The sequence below is a fragment of the Kineosporia sp. NBRC 101677 genome (assembly GCF_030269265.1).
GTDB lineage: Bacteria > Actinomycetota > Actinomycetes > Actinomycetales > Kineosporiaceae > Kineosporia > Kineosporia rhizophila.
Genome location: NZ_BSTA01000010.1, coordinates 261,918 through 281,835, shown reverse-complemented (window position 1 = coordinate 281,835; position 19,918 = coordinate 261,918). Strand labels below are relative to the sequence as shown.

Sequence of the window (19,918 nt, the reverse complement as noted above, 5' to 3'; positions counted from 1 at the left end):
GTGGTTACTGGTTCTGCAGCGTGCGCATGTGCTCGGACATCTCCTCGGCCGCCCGGGCGTCTTCAGTACGGCCCAGCTGGGCGTAAGTGGCGGCCAGGATGTCCAGGCAGCCGACCAGGTGCTCGGGCTCGGCGGCGAGCACGGCGGTGGCCCGCTCCAGGAACGGCACCGCGTCGGCCGGCCGGTCGGCCGAGGTGAGCAGCCGGGCGGCCAGGGCCAGCGCCCGCCCCGCGTCCACCTTGGCGTTGATCCCGGTGAAGGTGTCGGCAGACTTCCCGGCGCACTCCACCGCATCGTCCAGCCGGTCGGGGTCGGCGCCGCTGATCAGCAGGGCCAGCCCGTGCAGCACCTCGGCCCGGGCGGCACTGACCGCCGGGTGCTCCGAGGCCGGCGGGGTGGAGGCCAGCTGCAGCGCCTCGCGCAGCACCTCCTCGGCCCCCTTGGCGTCCGAGGCCCGGCCCCGGGCCCGGCCCAGCAGGTGCAGCGAGTCGATCAGGCCGAGCAGGTCGCCGTGCGGCTGGCGGGGCGGCTCGACGATGACGATCGGCTCACCGGCGGCGGCCTCGCTGAGGGCCAGCCGGTACAGGTCGGCGGCCTCCTGGTAGCGGTGCAGCTCCAGGGTGGCCTGGGCGGCGGTGCGCGACAGCTGCACGCAGAAGCCGTGGGCGCCCAGGTCGAGCCCGGTGCGCAGGGCCTCCTCGGCGGTGTTCAGCATCTCCTCGAGCTGCCCGGCGCCGGCCAGCATCCAGGCCTTGGCCCGCAGCAGGGCCGCCCGCTGGCCACGGTTCCAGCCCTCCTTGGCCAGCTGCTCGTCGACGATCGCGGCGACCTGCAGCGGGTCGGTGTCGTCGGGGGCGGCGACCACCGGGGCCAGCGCCTCGTCCAGCTCCGGCGGGGAGTCCCGGCGGGCCCGGGCGGTGGCCAGCCGCTGGTTCTGCTCGTCGGTGAAGGTGGTCTTCAGCAGCATCCGGCGGGTGGCGATCAGGTCCAGGAGCTGCCCGGCCAGGCCGAACTCCTCCAGCACGAGAAGGCACTCGACCCGGTCCAGCAGGACGTCGGTGTCGATCGACCGGGCGGGCCGGCCCTCGGGGCGGCCGGTGTTCTGGGTGGGGCTTTGCGTGGTGTTCATGCGATCAGTTCTCCCCGGGGGCGTCCGGCATGTCGCCGAGGTCCGCGCCCAGCCCGGCACTCAGGTGCACGATGTCGGTCAGTGCGTCGGTGAGCGAGGCCCGCTCGACCGCGCGGAGCGGGCGGTGTGCAGCCAGCAGGGCCTGCACGTGAACCACCCTTACGGTACGGGCCAGCAGCAGCTCGTCCTCGCTCTCGGCCAGTGCCCGTACCAGCCGATTGCGCCAGTTGAGGCAGAGCTGGCCGGCCGCACCGACCGTCTCCGCCTCGCCCTCGGACGCGTTGTGGGCGTCCTGTGCGTCGTCGATCCGCTGCAGGATCGACGCCCACATCCCGCTCCCGGCCTCCTTCGCCCGCTGCCGCTGCAGCCGGCGGAGCACCCCGGCGTCGGCGATGTGCAGGGCGGGGAGGGTGTCGGGGGCGAACGACCGCACGAGCACCGTGCAGTCCAGATCCTTGAGGGCCGCCTCGGCCCGGGCCTGCAGCCGCTGCGCGGCCGGGCGCTCGGCCAGCGGCGGCACGTCCAGCGAGGCCAGCTCGTCGGTGATGGTGACCGTCTCGACCACGGTGCCCGGAATCAGGTCGGGCAGCCGGCGCAGGATGTCGGAGTCGTAGACGTAGCCGCCGTTGATCACCGGGGCGTCCGGCCGGGCGATCGCCGCGATCTGCCGGAACTCGTCGACCGTCTCGGCGAAGCGCAGCGGGTCGCCCCGGCGCAGCAGCTCGCGGTAGGTGGTCTGGCCGTTGCTGGTCTCGATCGGCAGCCAGGGCACGATGAAGCCGGCCAGCTCGTCGTCGTGCAGCACCAGCGCGCGCAGGGCCAGGTGGTGCACGCCCAGGAAGGTGCTGAGCCGGACCGGGTCGCGGTTGGCCATCGTGGCCACCCAGCGGCGCAGGGCGGCGCCGAGCTCGGCCCGGGTCTCCTCGAGCGCGTCGTCCTGGATCAGCGACTCCCGGCTGGCGGTGGGCCGCAGGCCGGTGGTGTCGACCACGCAGCGGGCGAAGAACGCCCACTCCGGCAGCAGGTCGTCGACCCGCTCGGACAGCAGCATCCCGCGCAGGTAGACCCGGGTGGCCTGGCGGGCGCCGGGGGAGGGGGCGAAGGGCAGGACGAACGCGGTGCCCCGGGTGCCGGTGGCAGGCACGTGCAGCGGGATCGCGTCGAGCGGGTCGGCCCCGACCAGTTCGCGGCCCAGCGCCATCAGCCCGGGCGAGGGCAGCAGGAACGGCTGCGCGAAGAGCGGCTCGCCGCTGACCGTCTGCTCACCGCCGCCGGGCAGGTCGACCCGGACCGGCACCGGCAGGTAGGCGCCGTACCGGGAGGCCAGGTCGAGGACACCGGCCGCGGAGGTCAGCGCGCCCTCGCCGGTACCGGCCGAGCGCGGCCGCAGCCGCACCTGGGTCCCGGTCGCCAGCCCACCGGGACCGACGACGTCCATGATTTCTGCCTCGGTGATCTCACGCACCGTGAACGTGCCGTCGGCGCTGCCGACCCACTCGACCGGCGGCTCGCCGCCGGCGCTGCGGGACAGCACCCGGATGTCGTCGCTGACCATGAAGCAGCTCAGCAGGCCGATGCCGAACTGGCCGAGCCGGTCGGTGCGGGGCAGGTCGAGCACGTCGCGTTTCGAGCTGCGACCGACCGTGGCCAGGAGCTCGCCGACCTCGGCGGCGGTGAGGCCGATTCCGTTGTCGGTGAAGACCAGTTCGCCCCCCGGGGCGGCCGCCGGGGTGATCCGGATGACCCCGGGCGGGGCCCCCGGCAGGGACTGCCGCGCGGTGATCGCGTCGACCCCGTTCTGCAGGAGTTCCCGCAGATACACCTGGGGGCCGGAGTAGATGCTGCGGCTCAGGAGGTCGACGATGCCCCGCAGGTCGACCTGGAACGGCCGGGCTGCGGGCGGTGACGCCGGGGCCGGGGTCGGCTCGGGGGTGGTCGGCACCTGCGAAAGCCTAGGGGGTCACTGGGGTTTGTCCGAAACCGCCATGGGTATGAAATGCGCCTGTTTCGATCACTCTGTGGCGCGGTTTCCTTACCCGGGCCACCCGCTCCGGCGCCGCAGAGCTGGAGAGCCCCCGGAAACCAGCGCACTGTCTTGGTTTCCGGGGGCCGATCAGGGGGTGCCGTGCTGGTTCACCGCTGGTGGGCGGTCAGGCCGACTGCACTGCGGCCTGCACCACTTTCTGCGCGGGCGTCACTCCGAGCGACCGGGTGAAACCGTCCGGAACGATCACGTCGTCCGCGGTGAGCTGGTGGATCGAGGAGTGCCCGAGGCCGAGCACGGCCGAGTCGATGCCGCCGCGCAGGATGTCGATCACGTTCTCGACGCCGGCCTGCCCGTTGGCGGCCAGGCCCCACAGGTAGGCGCGGCCGATCATCACGGCCCGGGCGCCCAGGGCGATCGCCTTGACCACGTCCGAGCCGCGGCGGATGCCGCCGTCGAGCACCACCTCGACGTCGTTGCCGACGGCCTCGGCGATGGCCGGCAGGGCGCGGATCGGGGCCGGGGTGCCGTCCAGGTTGTTGCCGCCGTGGTTGGACACCGAGATCGCGGTGACCCCGGCGTCGACGGCGCGCCGGGCGTCGTCCACCCGCATCACACCCTTGAGCATGAACGGCCCGTCCCACTGCTCCCGCAGCCAGGCGATGTCTTCCCAGGTGGGCAGCGGGGTGCCCATCCACTCGCCGTAGGCGCCGAAGAAGGTGGGGGCCGGTCCGCCGTCCGCCGGGGCCAGGTTCGGCGTGGTCAGGTCGGGGATGGCGCCGGTCCGGCCGAACTCGTACAGCCACTTGGGCCGGCGCAGCACCTCGGGGGCGAAACGGATCGCCGTCCTGAGGTCGATCTTGTCCGGGATGCTCGGCGAGCCCCAGTCCCGGCCGTTGGAGAACGACCAGTCGGTGGTCATGATCAGGCCCTTGGCCCCGGCGGCGCGGGCGCGCTCCATGCGCTGCACCAGCACCTCGCGGCTGCCCACCCAGTACATCTGGAAGAAGGTCCGGTCGTTGACCGCCGCCACCTCCTCGATGGACTTGCTGGCGAACGAGCTCAGGCCCATGGTGATGCCCCGGTTGGCGGCCGCGCGGGCCACCGCCACCTCACCCTCGGGGTGCACGGCCTGCACGCCGGTGGGGGAGATCATCACCGGCAGGTCGAGTTGCTGGCCCATCACCGTGGTGCTCAGCTCGCGGGCTTGCGACAGGCCGGCCACGTGCGGGGCGAAGCCCAGCTCACCGAAGGCGTTCAGGTTGTCGTCCACGGTGAGGCCGCGCTCGGAGCCGGCCACCAGGGCCATGTACACCGACTTGGGCAGCCGCTTCTTCGCACGCCGCTGGGCTTCGGCGACCGTCTCGAACCATGCGTTGGCCATAGGAGTGCTCTTTCTCTTCTTCGAGACCGCTGTCCGGATGTGCTGGCTCTATATTGGCACGTGGTGTCAATATAGGCCGGTGAGACTCCGCGATCCGTGGTTCGAGAGCGTCGCCGAGGCCCGTCGGCGGGCCCGCCGGCGGCTGCCCGAGCCCGTCTACAAGGCGCTGGTCGCCGGGTCCGAGCGCGGGCTGACCATCGAGGACAACGAGCGGGCGTTCGCTGAGCTGGGGTTCGCGCCGCACGTGGCCGGGCTGTCCGCGCAGCGTTCGCAGCAGGTCACGGTCATGGGCCAGCAACTCGCCCTGCCGGTACTGATCTCGCCTACCGGCGTTCAGGCGGTGCATCCGGAGGCCGAGGTGGCGGTGGCCCGGGCCGCCGCTTCCCGGGGTACGGCGATGTCGCTGTCGTCCTTCGCCAGTCGCCCCCTTACGGAGGTGGTGGCCGCTAACCCGGTCACGTTCTTCCAGACGAGCTGGACCGGCTCCCGGGAGCACGTCATGGCCGGGGTAGAACGCGCGGCTCGCGCAGGTGCGGCAGGACTCGTCCTCACTTTGAACTGGTCGTTCTCAGAAGGGCGCGACTGGGGCTCGCCGTCGATCCCCCTACGGATAGACCTGCCTACGGCGGTCCGATTCGCTCCCGCCGTGCTGGCGCGGCCCGCGTGGTTGTGGGACTGGGTGGCCGCCGGGAAGCTCCCTGACCTCACGGTGCCGAACCTGGCCGAGCCGGGCCGTCCGCTACCTACGTTCTTCGAGGCTTACGGGGCATGGAAAAGCACCCCACCGCCCACATGGGAGGACGTCGCGTGGTTGCGTTCGCAGTGGAACGGCCCCTTCATGCTCAAGGGGGTAACCCGAATTGAGGACGCCCGCCGCGCCTTGGACGCGGGGGTCACCGCTATCTCGGTGTCCAATCACGGGGGAAACAACCTCGATACCGAGCGCGCCGCCGTCCGCAGTCTTCCTGCCATCGCCGAGGCGGTCGGCGGGGAGATCGAAGTGCTTATGGACGGGGGGATCCGTCGCGGTTCCGACGTGGTCAAGGCGCTGGCCCTGGGGGCGCGCGCAGTACTGATCGGCCGGGCCTACCTCTGGGGGCTCGCCGCGAACGGCCAGGCCGGGGTGGAGAACGTGCTCGACATCCTGCGTGGGGGCATCGACTCCGCCCTCCTGGGGCTCGGGCGTTCCTCCGTGACCGAGCTGAACCCGGGCGACCTCGTGGTGCCGCCCGGGTTCTGAGCCTTCAGGTCCGGTGCCTCGGTGCTGACCGCTAGTGGCGAACCACCTGGCCGACCCGGAAAGTGCCCGCCGGGTCGTAGGAATCGGCCAGATCGGCCAGGCGCTTGCGGGTGCTCTCGTCGTAGCTGCTGACCCGCTCGGCCGCGGTGAGGTCGCTGGAGAAGTTCGGCATGAAACCGCCCGTGCTCCATCGGGCCAGGGCCGCCGTCATGGCTTGGGCCTGCGGCTTGACGATCGCCGCGATCTCGGGGGCGAGCACACCGGCGGCGAAGAACGAGTAGCCCGCCTCACGGTGGCTGAAGGCGTCCGCGTGCTCCGGCTCCTTGGCCAGAACGCCACCCAGACGCCGGATCTCGGCCACCAGCTGCACCGAGCCGGAACCCGGCCCGGCCACGCGCAGGATCTCGTCGACGGCCTCGGTGGGCAGTTCGCTCAGCAGAGTGGCCTCTTCCGCGACCGGCATCGGGTCGACCGGGTCGGCGTGGACGGCGCCGATCGCGGAGAAGGGCATCGGGCCCACCGCGTCGATCAGCGGGGTGCCCAGTGCGCGCATCGGGGCGAACAGTTCGGCCGCCTCCGGCTCGGGAGCGGTGCTGGTGTAACGGATCCCGACGGTCATCCGGCCGGCCAGCGGCGGCGGGACCGCGGGCAGCGGCGGCAGCTGGAAGATCGCGATCGAGGTGTTGGCGTGCTCGGGCAGGTTCAGGCTCCAGGCCCGCCAGGCGTGCAGGACACGGCCGGTGACCTCGGCGTCACCGGCGTCGAGGTAGATCGCCCCGCCGTAGAAGCCGCTCAGCGGAAGCAGTTCCAGCTCGACCGCGGTGACGATGCCCAGCGTGGCCTTCCCGCCGCGCAGACCCCAGAACAGCTCCGGGTTCTCGGTCGCGGTCACCCGGCGCAGTTCGCCGTTGCCGGTGACCAGCTCGAAGGCCCGGACCAGGTCGGAGGCCAGGCCGTAAGTGCGCGACAGCGGGCCGATCCCGCCGCCGGTGAGGAAGCCGACCGCGCCGACGCCGGGGGCGGAGCCGACGATCGGGGCCAGGCCGTACGGGGCGGCGGCCTCGATCACCTGCTGCCAGATCACCCCGGCCCCCAGCCGGGCGGTCAGGGTCTGCGGATCGATCTGCACATCGTTCATCCGGCCGGTATGGACCAGCAGCACGTCGGCCTTCTCGACGTCCTGCGCGGTCAGGCCGGTGGCACCGTGGCCGGTGCACTGGACCGCGACCCGCAGGCCCTGGTCGGTGGCGAAAGCGACGGTGCGGGAGATGTCTTCGGCCGTCTCGGCCAGGACGACAGCCTGCGGTGTGACCGTCTTGGCCACGTTCCACGGGGTCGCGACGGCGTACCCGGGGTCTCCGGGCAGAGCCAGGACGGTGGTGCCGTCAGGCCGGGTGAGGTGCTCGCGCAGCTCGGCCAGGTCGTTGACGGTGGGGGTGCTCATGGTGGGAGGCCCTCTCGGTCTTCCGGTGGTCACGGACGTTGCCGACGGAAGTGGAGCACGCTGGGAGAGGGCCCGATGCACCGAGAACCGCCAGATCTTCCGGGTTTCGGCATCCGGGCAGGTCAGCGGCGATCTTTTCGGTCCTGCCCCTTCGGGCACGGCTGCCCGACCGGGAAGCCGGGATTGCCCTGCGTGGAGGGGGGTTCGGCGCAGGGCGACCGGGTGGACCCGGTCTGGATCCGGAGGGCTCAGGGGACGACGGTGACCGGGCAGCTGGCGTTGCGCACCAGGTGCACGGCGAGGGAACCGACGAACCGGTGCCCGGCCTGCTTGGAGGCGCCCACGATGATGGCGTCGGCGCGGCGCTCGGCGGCGATCTGGTTCAGCGCCTGGAACGGGCTGCCGGTGCACTCGATCAGCTCGGCGTCGAGCTGCGGGCCGGGCTCCTCGGCGAGCATCGTCATCTCCCGGCGGAGCTCGGCGGCCACCTCGTCCTCGGCCTCCTCGATGGCGGCGGTGCCCGGGCCGGGGGCGAACGCCGTCATCGTGCTCAGCTGACGCACGTAGACCATGATCAGGTAGGCGTGCGAACGCCGGGCCAGGCCCACCGCGTAGGCGCGGGCACGCAGCGAGCTCTCCGACCCGTCGACGCCGACCAGCATGATCAGGCGCCTGGGCGTGGCCTCGGGAGAGAGGTCCGGAATGTCCGAGCCAGACATGCGGGCCATGCTAGCGGTGCTGCGCCGCGGGTGCCGGGCCAAGACTGTCGGACCCTTTGGGTACAACTGTGGGTATGCGAACGCGACCGGTGATCCTCCACCTGGATCTCGACGCGTTCTTCTCCGCCGTCGAACAGCTGCACAAGCCCTCGTTGCGGGGCAAGCCGGTGGTGGTGGGCGGCACGGGCCGCCGCGGCGTGGTGGCCACCGCCTCCTACGAGGCCCGCCGCTTCGGCGTCGGCTCGGCCATGTCCATCATCGAGGCGCGCCGCCGCTGCCCCAACGCCGCCTATCTCACCCCGCGGTTCCACGCCTACCGCGCGGCCTCGCGGGTGGTCATGGGGCTGCTGGCCGAGGTGTCCCCGCTGATCGAGCAGATGTCGGTCGACGAGGCCTACGTCGACCTCACTCCCACCCACCCGGGCATCGACGTGCCCGGCGTCACCGAACTGGCCGAGGAAGTCCGCCGGCGCATCCGCGAGGCCACCGGCCTCACCGCCTCGGTCGGGGTGGGCACCAGCAAGCTGGTCGCCAAGATCGGGTCCGACCTGAACAAGCCCGACGGCCTCACCGTGGTCGCCCCGGGCACCGAGCGGCAGACCCTGGCCGCCCTGCCGGTGCGCCGACTGCCCGGCATCGGCCCGGCCACGCAGGAGCGCCTGCACAAGTTCGGCATGCACACCGTCGGCGAGGTGGCCGAGGCCACTGAGAAGGAGATCGTCGGCATCCTCGGCCAGGCCCACGGCACCGCCGTGCACCAGCACGCCCGCGGCATCGACAACCGCGAGCTCGAACCCGAGCGCGACGCCAAGTCGGTCTCCGCCGAAGAGACCTTCTCCCGCGACCTCACCGACCGCCGCGAGCTGAACGAGCACGCCCGCCGCATGGCCGAGCGGGTGGTCGGCCGGATCGCCAAAGACGGGCTCTGCGCCCGCACCATCACCATCAAGGTGCGCAGCTACGACTTCAGCACCATCACCCGCTCGTTCACCCTCGACCAGCCCACCGACTCGCTGAACAAGATCATGTCGAGCATCCGCCACCTGCTCGACGCCGTCGACGTCAGCGACGGCATCCGCCTCCTCGGCGTCGGCGTGGCCGGCCTCACCGACTTCGCCCAGACCGACCTGCTCTCCGACCTCCTGGCCGAGGTGGGCGACGAGCCCGACGAACGCCGGCCCGTAAGCCCGCCGGTGCTGGCCGCCGTGACGGGCGGCGCGCTGGAGAAACTTCCGCCGGAGAGCGAGAAACAACCCAGCACAAAAGGTTTCGGCTGGACGGCCGAGCTGGAGGAAACGACCACCGGTGAGCCCGACGCCTCCGGCGTCCCCGAGTGGCGCCCCGGCCAAGACGTAGTGCACACAGAGCGAGGCCCCGGCTGGGTACAGGGTGCCGGCCTGGGCAGAGTGACGGTGCGCTTCGAAGGCCCACACACCGGCCCAGGCCCGATCAAGACCTTCCGCGCCGACGACCCGGACCTGAGCCTGGGCGAGCCGCCCGTCTGGTGACGCCGCAACGGGAAGCCCCCGGTCCGGCGAGCCGCAACGGGGCCGCCCGTCTGGTGGGGCTGCCGACGGCCGGAATCACCTCCACCTGACCGCCCGGCCGGGCACCAACGCCGGAAAAGGGCTGAGAGTAGGGCCGTTGGGAAGAGTGACGGTGCCTTTCGGAGGTTGCCCCACAGGCCGGGGGCCCAAGCGCAGGTCGACGACCCGAAGCTGAGCCTGAGCGAGCCATCCGGCTCAAGGGCTGGGCCGCCGGAGACTACGTGTAAACAAAGCCTGCTCTGACCAGACTTTGTTTACACGTAGAGCCTGGTCCGCCACCGAATACTGATCGCTGTGCCACTCCGGCTCACCGCGCCGGGCGGTCTATCATCCGGCCCCACCAGGTTGGCCCTACCACCAGACCACACCACTTGGCCCTATCTCCCGGCCCTACCGGTTGAGCACGACTCCGACACCGGCCGTCATCAGCAGCCCGACCAGCCGATCCCGCCGACCGCCCCCTGAGCTGGCCGCACTGACTGGTCCCGCCAACGGCCGCACCAGCTGGCCTCGCTGAGCGTCCGCCCCGATCGGTCGCCCCGACCGGCGGTGCCGACCGGCCGTGCCGACCGGCTCTGCCTATCGGCCACGCCGGCTGGCCGCGCCGCCCCAATCGGGTCTGCCTCTACTCGCCCCACCTACTCGCCCCGCCGGCCGGTCGGATCAGCTGGCCTCGCCTACTCGCCGCGCCGACCGGCCGCGCCGACCGGACGCGCTGACCCGGCCCGCCGACCGGCCTCCACCAACCCGGCCCGCCGACCGGCCTCCACCAACCCGGCCCGCCGACCGGCCTCCACCAACCCGGCCCGCCGACCGGCCCCACCAACCCGCCCTCACCAACCCGCTCCGGCGGACCCCGAGGGCCAACCCCACCCCCCACGCGTGCCCGGTCCCCGGCGTGGCCCACCTGCCCCAGACCACCGGGCGAACCCGTTTGCGTGGTTTCGGGCGGTTGTGATCAGCTGAGCCGGAGCGGGTGGGGGGAGAGCGTTGATGCTGAGCCGGGCCGAGGCCGAGGAACTGCTCCACACTGCCGCCAGGGCGAACAGTGAGACCCGGCTGCTTCTGCTGCTCCGCCTGATCGGGGAGCTGCCGCCGAACCTGTGGGCGGAGTTCGGGCGTCCGGCGTTGCGGGTGGCCCAGGTTCCGCCGGGTACTGCCCGGCGGCGCGAGTTCATCGAGCTGATCGCCCGCATGCCGGTGCTGCGGAAATACACGGTGCTCTTCGAGTTGGCCCGTGACGCAACGGATCCGGACGACTCGACGGTGATGCGGGTGCTGCTGACCAGCCTGCGGCGGGACGGGTTCCCGCCGCCGGTGCAGCTGTTCCGGGTGCGTCGGGCGGGGGGCCGGGTGGTGCATCCCGGGGTGGCGATCGACTTCGAGGAGCAGCCGGGCCGACCTGGCCGATCGGGGGCGCCGGGGTACGAGCGCATCGACGTGGAGCCACCCCCGGTCAGGGACGGACTGGCGCGGCGTGAGCTGTCCGACGAGCTGAGCCTGTCGGATCTTGAGCAGCTCGGCATGCTCCCGGAGGTCGACACGCCACCCGAGGCGGGGCCGCCGGACGAGGTCATCCTTGATCAGAGGCCGGTCGAGCGCTCGGTGCCGCAACAACCGGAACGGGAACCGGAGCCGGAGCCGGAGCCGGAGCCGGAGCCGGCCCCGGTCGTGCATCCAAGGCTCGACGCTCCCGAGCGGGCTGCCCCGGGCGTCCCCTTCACCGTGGTGGCGGGGTTGCGCCCGGATCGGGATCCGGTGCTGGTCGGCCCGGCGCGGGTGCGCCTGCCCCAGCGGCCGGAGGCGGTCGAGCTGCAGGTAGCGTTCCAGTTCGACCCCGAGGCGTTCATCCTGCTCCCGGGGCAGTTGGGGGTGCACACGCTGCATCGCACTCCGCAGGATCCGTGGCCGTCCGTCGAGGTCACCTTCGTCGGCCTGGCCCGCCCGGGTCTCGCCGCGGAGCGCCGGATCGACGTGAGCTTCGTGCGCGAGGGCACCCTGATCGGCTTCGCCTCCCGTGCGGTGGTGATCGCCCCCGACGGGCCAGCGCTCAGCGTTGTCCGGGAAGAGGCAGCCCGTCCGTCGACAGTCTCGGACGAGTCCGGGCCCGCGCCGTTCCAGCCCCGGTACTCCAGACCGCAGACACGACCGGAAACCGGGCACCGACGTCCTGTGCAACCACCGTGGGCCCCCGACAACCTGGCCGTCGTACCCGAACTGGACCACCCCGTCCTTAAAGACTCTGAAGTTGACCGCTGGGGCGCCCTGCACCTGGGGCCGCTGCTCGACTCCGACCGCCCCGACCTGCTCATCGTGATCCGGCGCAGCGACGAAGTGTCCGGCACACGGCTCGTTTTCACCGCCTTCAGCCGTCACCAGCACGTCACCGACCAGTGGGAACCGCGCAGCGAGACGATCGTGGGCGAGTCCGGCGTGGGCACCACCCCGCACGAGCTGGGCGCGCAGGCCCGGGCCAAGGTGGCGGTCACCGCGAACCAGCTCGATCTGTACGTCTGGCTGCTCGGGCTGGGGCATCGCATCTACCGGTCGATCCCGGCGCCGGTCCGCGCGGCGCTGCGGGCCACGGTGGCCACCGGAACGGCCGAACGCCCGGCCACCGTGCTGGTGCTGAGCGACGAGCCGTACGTGCCGTGGGAGCTGGCGGCGCGGCCGGAGGGCTGGCTCGGTGGCGAAGGCGGGGAGGCGCCGGGTGGTGAGTCCGTTTTCCTGGGAGCCCAGGTCGCGATCAGCCGCTGGCTGCTGACCGACGAACCGCCGCCGTCCCCTCGTCCACCATCGGTGCTCCAAATTCGTTCCTCGGCGGTCGTGACCGCCCGCTACGAGGCGGTTCTCGGCGCGGGCCCGCTCCCGCACGCCGAGCTCGAGGCGGCCCGGCTGATCGCCGCGCTGCAGCCGGAGGTGGTGGCGGTGCGCCCGCTGTTCACCGACGTGCTCGACCTGGTCGGCGGCCGGCCCTCGGTCGACCTCATGCACTTCGCCCTGCACGGCCGGTTCGACCCGCTGGGTGTGCACGGCGGGTTGCTGCTGCCCCCGGAGTCGGGCCTGCCGGGGTCGCCGGACCTGTTGCACGAGAACCATATCCGCGGTCGCCGGCTCACCTCCACGCCGTTCGTCTACCTCAATGCCTGCCAGATCGGCGCGGGCGACGGGCGGGTGCTGGGCGACTACGGGGGCATGGCGGCGGCGTTCCTCGAGGCCGGGGCGGGAGCGGTGGTGGCGCCGTTGTGGAACATCGCCGACCACACCGCGGCCGGGATGGCCGAGGAGTTCTACCGGCGTTGCCTTTCGGTGGTGTTCGGCGATCCGGAAGAAGAGCCAGAGCAAACAATGGACGGGTCAGAGCTCGCCGCCCAGGGGCTGCCGGCGGCCCCGCCGCTGACCGTGGGCCAGGAGCTCGCCGCGGGTCAGCGGCTGCCGGTGGCCGAGTTGCTGCGCCGGATCCGGGCCCGGTACACCGAGCGGGCAGTGCGGCTTGAGGCGCCGGGGGTCGACGCCACGCTTGTCTCTTTCCAGTTGTTCGGGCATCCCCGGCTGCAGCTGGCCGGAGTCGTCACCACCAGCACCAGAAAGGGCAGCGATGGCACAGGCGCTCAGTCCTGACGGCACTCCGGTCACCGTCGAGGGGGTCACCCTGAGCACGCCGGGCCTGACCGGCGAGGTGGAGGTTCTGCCGGCCGGTGCTCCCGGGCTGCGGATGCGTGAGGGGGCGGCCGACGCGTTCGTGGCGGCGATCGCCTCGGCCGGGTTCATGGAGCAGCTCACCATCGAGATCAGCCGGCCCGCCGAGGTGGCCTCGGTGGCCGGGCTGCGCGGTGGGGGAGGGCCGGAGATCACTGTCTCGGTGCCCGACCCGGGGCGCTACTTCGCCCAGGTGCTGCTCTACACCGCCGAAGACGGCACCCAGTCGTGGCACCTGCCCCGGGAACCGCAGGGCGAGCCGGGCCGTACGGTGCGGGCCACCACCTCGCTCACCTACACGATCCCCCGGGCGGTGCAGCCGGCCGAGGCCGGGGGCGGCCCGGTGCACCGCGGCCTGATCTGGGCGGTGGGCCGGAAACTGCTCAAGGTACTGGCCTTTCCGCTGCTCGAACGGGGCACCGCGGTGGTGGCCGAACGGCTGGCCACGCGCTGGGAGGCCGAGCACCGGCCGTACCTGCTGCGCACCTTCGGCCCCGACGACTACACCCACACCGAGGGGCGCGGCCTGGACGCCGAAGACTGGGCCCGGTTCGCCCAGGGCCCGGCCCTGCTCTTCCTGCACGGCACCTTCAGCCGCTCCGACCTGGCCTTCCGCGATCTGCCCCCGCACCGGTTCGAGGAGCTCTACGAGCTGTACCAGGGCCGGGTGTTCGCCTTCGACCACCCCACCCTGTCGGCCGATCCGGCCGCGAACGCGCACGAACTGGTGGCCCGCATCCCGGCCGACCGCAAGCTGCAGGTCGACGTGATCGCGCACAGCCGGGGCGGTCTGGTCGGGCGGGAGCTCGCCCAGCACGTTCAGGGGCCCCGCGTGCGGCGCCTGGTCATGGTGGGTACCCCCAACGCCGGCACCGTCCTGGCCGACTCCAAGCACTGGGGCGTCCTGATCGACCGGATGACCAACCTGCTGCAGTTCGTGCCGGACAACCCGGTGACCGACACCCTCGACGCCGTGCTCACCGTGCTCAAGCACCTGGCCTTGGGGGCTGTTCGAGGGCTGGACGGGCTCGCGGCAATGGATCCGGCGGGTGCCTATCTGCGCGAACGTCTCAACCGCCCGCTTCCCCCGGACGCCGGTGCGCCGGAGGTGCTCCACGCGATCACCTCCGACTACGACCCGCCGGCCAATTCCCCACTGGCCCGGGTCAGCCGCAACGGCCTGACCGATCTGGTGTTCGGACGAGACGGCAACGATCTGGTGGTGCCCACCCACGGGGTGTACCGGCTCGACGGCGTGCCCGGTTTTCCGGTACCCGATCCGCTGCTGCTGCAGTCGCACGCGGGAGTGGACCACACCACCTACTTCACCGACCCGGCGGTGGGCGAGAGGCTGGCGGCCTGGCTGCGGTGAACGGTCGGGGGAGCACTACATTGTCCGGATGAGTAGCCCTGATCGCGAGATCCTCACCTGGGACCTGTTCGGCGAGGCGAGCCGGGAGGTGGCCCAGAGCATCGCGGACAGCGGGTTCCGGCCCGACATGGTGATCGCCGTGGCCCGTGGCGGACTGCTCCCGGCCGGGTCGATCTCGTACGCCCTGGGGGTCAAGGCGGCCGGCACGCTCAACGTCGAGTTCTACAGCGACGTGGAGGAGACCCTGCCCGACCCGGTGCTGCTCGAGCCGCTGCTCGACACCGCCGCCATCGTGGGCAAGCGCCTGCTCGTGGTGGACGACGTGGCCGACTCCGGCCGCACCCTCGACCTGGTGCTCGAGCTGCTGCGCAACCACCATCCCGACGAGGTGCGCTCGGCCGTGCTCTACACCAAGCCGCGCACCATCGTGCAGCCCGACTACTTCTGGCGGGAGACCGACCTGTGGATCAACTTCCCGTGGTCGAGCCAGCCGCCGGTGGCCTGAACCAGCCTGAACCAATCTGGAACAAGCCTCGAACAAGTCCGGATCGGGTCTTCGGAGGAGGCCCGCTCGCGCCGCCAAGACCAGAGCGTGATCATCTGATTGCATAAGGTCATGGCGCAGCGATGGGCACACCACACCACGGCCCGGGCGATCCGGCCCGTCCTGACCGTGCTCGACCGGCGGATCGAGCGGCTGGTGCGCAACCGGGCCCGGCAGGTGCTGAGCGAGAGCACCGAGGTGCTGGACCTGCGCACCGAGGTGCTGCAGCTGCGCACCGAGCTGGAGCGGATGCGTAGCCAGGTGCGCACCCCCGGCTACGCGGTCGACCTCCTGCTCGGCGCCCAGGGTCGCCGCAGCACCCGGCTGATCAGTGAGGAGAAGCTGCGCGACCTGGCTGCGCAGGTGGCCAAGGCGTCGAAGGCGCCGGACGCCTACGGACGCGTGGTGCAGGCCTACCGCACCCTCTTCGAGCTCGAGCTGCGCGGCGTGGACCGGCTGGCCGGTGCGGCCCCGAACATCCTGGGCAAGCTCGCCACCGCCCCGCTGCTGAACCCGCCGAACGGCGAGATCCTGGAGATCGGAACCCATTTCGGGCTCTTCTCGGGCGGCATGGCCCGGCAGGTCAGCCGGATCGGCCTGCAGTACCAGCTGACTATCATCGACCCGCTGGCCGACGTGGAGCCCGGGGGCAACCCGGTCACCGAGACGGTGGTGCGCGAGAACCTCTCCCTGGCCGGCGTCAGCCCCAACCGCATGCGCCTGGTCAAGGGCTTCTCCGAGGACCCGAAGATCCAGGCCCAGGTGAGCGACCGCAAGTACGGCGTGATCGTGATCGACGGCGACCACTCGGCCCGCGGGGTGGCCAACGACCTGCGCTTCGCCGAAAAGGTCGCCGCGCCGGGTGCAGTCGTGGTCCTGGACGACTACGGCGACCGGAACTGGCCCGGCGTGCAGGAGGCCACCGACTCGCACCTGACCGGCGGAACCCGCTTCGAACTGGTCGGAGTGGTGGCCACGGCGGCGTTCCTGCGGGCCCAGCCCCTCGCCCCCTCCGGCCGTAAACCGTCGGCCATCACCCTCCCGGCCGCCCGCTCGGCCGATCTCACCGAGCCGGAGCGGCCGAAACAGAAGCGCTGAAACCGCGTTCTGACCCTATTTCCATCAAAGGACGTCGGTGGGCACCCAGGTGCCCACCGACGTCCTTTAGTTTGGGGTTCGCAGTGCAGGCCACAGACCACGGAAGGTTGCCCGAGTGTCGTCCGAGAACCCGATCTGGGGAACCCCCGGGAACGGCGAGAAGTCCGGCCATCAGGAAGAGACGCCACTCCCTTACCGGAGCAGCGAGTCCGGCGTGGGGAAGAGGCGTCGCCGCAAGAGCTGGGTCCCCTTGGCCGCGGTGCTGGGCGTGGTGAGCGTGGGCTGGGCGGTCATGCAGAACCAGGACGGTTCGTCGTCCGGCTACGACCCGATCTCCCCGCAGGACAGCGGTATGTGCCAGTTGCTCACGCCGGCCGAGGTCGACTCGGTGCTCGGCGGGAGTGCCGCCTACGACGACCGGATCTACGACGGCGACAGCTGCCAGTACCTCTCGATGCAGACCGACCTGGGCTACAACCTGGATCTCCGGCTGGACCGCAGGGAACTGGACGCCGATCTGGGGGACTACTACCGCCAGTCGGTCGAGGACGACATCACCTCCACCGAGGCGGTCGAGATCGAGGACGTGGGGGAGATCGCCGCGCTCGACCGGCCCGACCACAGAATGGTTTTCATCAGCGACGGTGTGCAGTACGAGCTCACCCTCGACAACAACGACTACGACGACAAGCTGCCCTCCAGCGAGGAGCAGGAGCAGGCCTCGGCCGAGCTGGCCCGGATCATCCTGGGCAACGTGGCCGAGCGCGAATAGCCGAAAAGCAACTGCCGACAACCAAGGACGCCGGTGGGCACCGAACGTGACCACCGGCGTCCTCGGTTCGGATCAGTCGGTGCCGGCTTCCATCGCCGCCTGGTCGAGCAGCACGTCCTCGCCGGCCTCGACCTCGCTGTTGCGGCTGATCCGGTCGGCGCCGCCCGGCTCCAGTTCGCCCACGATCCGGGCCTGGCCCTCGAGCTGGCCCAGACCGGCGAACAGCTCGAGCTTCTGCCGGGAGTCGGCGATGTCGAGGTTGCGCATGGTGAGCTGGCCGATCCGGTCGACCGGGCCGAAGGCCGCGTCCTCGGTGCGCTCCATCGAGAGCCGGTCGGGGTGGTAGCTCAGGTTCGGGCCGACCGTGTTGACGATCGTCCAGTCGTCGCCGCGGCGCAGCCGCACCGTGACCTCGCCGGTGACCGCGCGGGCCACCCACTGGGTCAGGCTGCTCTGCAGCATCAGCGACTGCGGGTCCAGCCAGCGGCCTTCGTACAGCAGCCGGCCGAGGCGACGGCCCATGGTGTGGTACGAGTCGACCGTGTCCTCGTTGTGGATCGCGTTGACCAGGCGCTCGTAGGTGATGAAGAGCAGGGCCATGCCCGGCGCCTCGTAGATCCCGCGGCTCTTGGCCTCGATGATCCGGTTCTCGATCTGGTCGGACATCCCGAGCCCGTGGCGGCCACCGATCTGGTTCGCCTTCATCACCAGATCGACCGCGGAGCCGAACTTCTCGCCGTTGATCGCGACCGGGCGGCCGTTCTCGAACTGGACCGTGACGTCCTCGGTCTCGATCGCGACCGACGGGTCCCAGTGCTTGACGCCCATGATCGGCTCGACGATCTCGAGCGACTCGTCGAGGTGCTCGAGGGTCTTGGCCTCGTGGGTGGCGCCCCAGATGTTGGCGTCGGTCGAGTACGCCTTCTCCTTGCTGGCCCGGTAGGGCAGGTCGTGCTCGGTGAGCCACTGCGACATCTCGGCGCGGCCGCCCAGCTCGTTCACGAACGCCGCGTCCAGCCAGGGCTTGTAGATCCGCAGCGCCGGGTTGGCCAGCAGGCCGTAGCGGTAGAACCGCTCGATGTCGTTGCCCTTGTAGGTCGAGCCGTCGCCCCAGATCGAGACGCCGTCCTCCTGCATGGCCTGGACCAGCAGGGTGCCGGTGACCACGCGGCCCAGCGGGGTGGTGTTGAAGTAGGCCTTGCCGCCGGAGCGGATGTGGAAGGCGCCGCACGACAGGGCGACCAGGCCGGCCTCGACCAGGGCCTCCCGGCAGTCGATCAGCCGGCCGATCTCGGCGCCGTACTGCTTGGCGCGTCCGGGCAGCGACTCCATGTCGTCCTCGTCGTACTGACCGAGGTCGGCGCTGTAGGCGCAGGGCACGGCGCCGTGGTGGCGCATCCACGCCACGGCGACGGAGGTGTCGAGACCACCGGAGAAGGCGATGCCGACTCGGTCACCGACGGGGAGAGCTGTCAATACCTTGGACACGGAAGACAAAGATAGGGCATGTCCCCGGGCGGTTTACCTCCCGGAGACATGCCCTACGCTGCGCCTGAGATTTTGCGGCGGTTCAGCCCCTGATCAGCAGGATTTCGCGTTGTACAGGGTGTTCAGCCCGGCGATCTCGGCCTTGGTCAGGCCGGTCGGCGAACCGACGCTGGAGATCGGGTACATCAGCGCGCTCTTGGCGGTGACGTGACCCAGGCCGAGGGAGTGGACGACCTCGTGCACGACCAGCGCGCCCCGCCCGGGCACCCCGTTGTAGCGGCCGTAGCCGGGCTGGCCGACCCAGCGGGAGGCGGTGTTGAACCAGACCGTGCCCTTGTTGGCGACCACGCCGTCGACCGAGGAGGAGCCGCCCAGGCCGTCCGCGTCGGTCTCACCCTTGGGGAAGTGCTTGGTGCCGGCCCAGCTGAGGGTGATCGTGCCCTTCTTCTTGACCTTCTTGAACTTGATCCCGGTGGCCTTGTTGATCTGCTTGAAGCCGGCCGAGATGTCGTCGATCATGCCCTCGGCCCGGTCCGGCTCGTTCTTCGCGCTGTACGACCAGGTGATGGTCTTGCAGCGGGCGAACGGCCAGTTCATCGGCGCCCAGCCGGCGGTGACACCGGTGGCGAACCTGACCGTCTTGCCGCCGGACTTGATCGAGACCGTGTAGTTGCCCGGGGCGGCCTTGCCCGGCTTCCAGGTGAAGGTGGCCTTCTTGGCCTTCTTCGAGCCCAGGTTCTTGACCAGCTTGGAGCCCTTGTACAGCTTGGCGCTGATCCCGGACTTCGAGGAGGAGAGCGACAGCGAGAGCGTACGGTCGGCCTTCTTCTCCGAGACCGGGGCGATCCAGCGGTTGCCCTTGTTCACGTGCACCGGCTGGTTGATCGTCTTGTAACCGATGCCGTAGACCGGGTAGCGGTTGCTGCTGGAGCAGCCGACCGCGTAGACCGTGATCTTGGTCTTGCCCGCCTTCAGGTCCTTCAGCGTGACCGGGAGCGTGAACGGCTTCTTCATGTCCTGCCGCGGGACGCTCTGCTCGATGATCCCGCAGACCCGGCTGTCGCCGCTGACGCTCACCTTGTAGCTGGCGTCCTTCGTCAGGGTCGACGGGCCGGAGACCGAGACCCGGGCGGCCGCCGCCCGGTAGTCGCCGCTCGCGTCGGCCTCGGCGCCCTCGACCGGGCTGAACACCCCGTTCGGGGTGACCGTGCCGATGACGCCCGGGTCACGGGTGACCGGCGTCTTCTCGGCGGCCCCGGCCGGAGCCAGGGAACCGGCCGCGACCGGGAGGACCAGGAGACCGCCGATGCTCAGGGCACGAACGGTTCTGGTCACGATGCGTGAACTTCTCATGTCAGCGACGGGGCTCGGCAACTGCGGCTCTCGCTCTCTTCAGCGGCGGCGACGGATGCAATCACATGCTGCGAGACCGTCGATCTGCGGCTACGGGTGGGGAGTCTGTGCACCGGCTGTCCACCAGTCGGCCGAGGTCAACCTA

Annotated in this window: 14 protein-coding genes; 7 read left to right on the top strand and 7 right to left on the bottom strand. The window is 71.1% G+C overall.

Annotated elements, in window-relative coordinates; all coding sequences use genetic code 11:
* Window positions 1-4: 4 nt before the first annotated feature.
* From QSK18_RS27195 to mftD (QSK18_RS27185), 3 genes are all read right to left on the bottom strand, one after another.
* Window positions 5-1,129, bottom strand: coding sequence for a tetratricopeptide repeat protein (locus tag QSK18_RS27195; RefSeq protein WP_232813902.1), 1,125 nt, complete (start codon window positions 1,127-1,129; stop codon window positions 5-7).
* A 4-nt stretch (window positions 1,130-1,133) separates the two neighbouring features.
* The gene (locus tag QSK18_RS27190; RefSeq protein ID WP_285624847.1) at window positions 1,134-3,071 is read right to left on the bottom strand and encodes an HSP90 family protein; all 1,938 of its coding nucleotides are present in this window, start codon (window positions 3,069-3,071) and stop codon (window positions 1,134-1,136) included.
* Between the two features lie 208 nt (window positions 3,072-3,279).
* Window positions 3,280-4,497, bottom strand: coding sequence for a pre-mycofactocin synthase MftD (gene mftD, locus QSK18_RS27185; RefSeq protein ID WP_285624844.1), 1,218 nt, complete (start codon window positions 4,495-4,497; stop codon window positions 3,280-3,282).
* Between the two features lie 79 nt (window positions 4,498-4,576).
* Between mftD (QSK18_RS27185) and mftD (QSK18_RS27180) the strand changes: the two genes are divergently transcribed.
* A complete protein-coding gene (gene mftD, locus QSK18_RS27180; protein WP_285624841.1) occupies window positions 4,577-5,737 on the top strand; it encodes a pre-mycofactocin synthase MftD in 1,161 nt (386 codons plus the stop codon).
* Window positions 5,738-5,768: 31 nt separating this feature from the next.
* Here mftD (QSK18_RS27180) and QSK18_RS27175 read toward each other — a convergent pair whose 3' ends face one another.
* Both QSK18_RS27175 and QSK18_RS27170 read right to left on the bottom strand, forming a co-directional pair.
* Window positions 5,769-7,181 (bottom strand): FAD-binding oxidoreductase, encoded by a 1,413-nt coding sequence (locus QSK18_RS27175; RefSeq protein WP_285624838.1) that lies wholly within the window; start codon window positions 7,179-7,181, stop codon window positions 5,769-5,771.
* A gap of 248 nt (window positions 7,182-7,429) precedes the next feature.
* Window positions 7,430-7,900, bottom strand: coding sequence for a universal stress protein (locus tag QSK18_RS27170; protein ID WP_232813897.1), 471 nt, complete (start codon window positions 7,898-7,900; stop codon window positions 7,430-7,432).
* Window positions 7,901-7,974: 74 nt separating this feature from the next.
* On the opposite strand from QSK18_RS27170, the gene QSK18_RS27165 reads away from it, so the two are divergent.
* The 6 genes from QSK18_RS27165 (at window position 7,975) to QSK18_RS27140 (ending at window position 16,932) form a co-directional block, all read left to right on the top strand.
* Window positions 7,975-9,408 (top strand): DNA polymerase IV, encoded by a 1,434-nt coding sequence (locus QSK18_RS27165; protein ID WP_285624834.1) that lies wholly within the window; start codon window positions 7,975-7,977, stop codon window positions 9,406-9,408.
* A gap of 1,032 nt (window positions 9,409-10,440) precedes the next feature.
* Window positions 10,441-13,068: a CHAT domain-containing protein gene (locus QSK18_RS27160; RefSeq protein WP_285624831.1), complete on the top strand. Its 2,628-nt coding sequence runs from the start codon at window positions 10,441-10,443 to the stop codon at window positions 13,066-13,068.
* On the top strand, window positions 13,046-14,518 hold the full coding sequence (locus QSK18_RS27155; protein ID WP_285624824.1) for an alpha/beta hydrolase: 1,473 nt from the start codon (window positions 13,046-13,048) through the stop codon (window positions 14,516-14,518). The genes QSK18_RS27160 and QSK18_RS27155 overlap by 23 nt, the downstream gene beginning before the upstream one ends.
* Window positions 14,519-14,546: 28 nt before the next feature.
* Window positions 14,547-15,023 carry a phosphoribosyltransferase gene (locus QSK18_RS27150; protein ID WP_285624821.1) on the top strand — a complete coding sequence of 159 codons (477 nt, stop codon included), beginning with the start codon at window positions 14,547-14,549 and terminating at the stop codon, window positions 15,021-15,023.
* 111 nt (window positions 15,024-15,134) lie between these two features.
* Window positions 15,135-16,160 carry a class I SAM-dependent methyltransferase gene (locus tag QSK18_RS27145; protein WP_285624818.1) on the top strand — a complete coding sequence of 342 codons (1,026 nt, stop codon included), beginning with the start codon at window positions 15,135-15,137 and terminating at the stop codon, window positions 16,158-16,160.
* 115 nt (window positions 16,161-16,275) lie between these two features.
* Entirely contained in the window at window positions 16,276-16,932 is a 657-nt protein-coding gene (locus QSK18_RS27140; RefSeq protein WP_285624816.1) for a hypothetical protein, read from the top strand.
* A gap of 72 nt (window positions 16,933-17,004) precedes the next feature.
* On the opposite strand, the gene argG is transcribed toward QSK18_RS27140, so the two are convergent.
* Complete coding sequence (argG, locus tag QSK18_RS27135) at window positions 17,005-18,420, bottom strand: argininosuccinate synthase (protein ID WP_232814089.1); 1,416 nt, start codon at window positions 18,418-18,420, stop codon at window positions 17,005-17,007.
* A gap of 93 nt (window positions 18,421-18,513) precedes the next feature.
* Complete coding sequence (locus tag QSK18_RS27130; RefSeq protein ID WP_285624807.1) at window positions 18,514-19,755, bottom strand: matrixin family metalloprotease; 1,242 nt, start codon at window positions 19,753-19,755, stop codon at window positions 18,514-18,516.
* Window positions 19,756-19,918: the final 163 nt, after the last annotated feature.

Bases quoted from the DNA above. Each gene is read 5' to 3' on its own strand.
- QSK18_RS27195 (WP_232813902.1), bottom strand. From the start codon at position 1,129: ATGAACACCACGCAAAGCCCCACCCAGAACACCGGCCGCCCCGAGGGC.
- mftD (WP_285624844.1), bottom strand. From the start codon at position 4,497: ATGGCCAACGCATGGTTCGAGACGGTCGCCGAAGCCCAGCGGCGTGCG.
- QSK18_RS27175 (WP_285624838.1), bottom strand. From the start codon at position 7,181: ATGAGCACCCCCACCGTCAACGACCTGGCCGAGCTGCGCGAGCACCTC.
- QSK18_RS27170 (WP_232813897.1), bottom strand. From the start codon at position 7,900: ATGTCTGGCTCGGACATTCCGGACCTCTCTCCCGAGGCCACGCCCAGG.
- QSK18_RS27165 (WP_285624834.1), top strand. From the start codon at position 7,975: ATGCGAACGCGACCGGTGATCCTCCACCTGGATCTCGACGCGTTCTTC.
- QSK18_RS27160 (WP_285624831.1), top strand. From the start codon at position 10,441: ATGCTGAGCCGGGCCGAGGCCGAGGAACTGCTCCACACTGCCGCCAGG.
- QSK18_RS27155 (WP_285624824.1), top strand. From the start codon at position 13,046: ATGGCACAGGCGCTCAGTCCTGACGGCACTCCGGTCACCGTCGAGGGG.
- QSK18_RS27150 (WP_285624821.1), top strand. From the start codon at position 14,547: ATGAGTAGCCCTGATCGCGAGATCCTCACCTGGGACCTGTTCGGCGAG.
- QSK18_RS27145 (WP_285624818.1), top strand. From the start codon at position 15,135: ATGGCGCAGCGATGGGCACACCACACCACGGCCCGGGCGATCCGGCCC.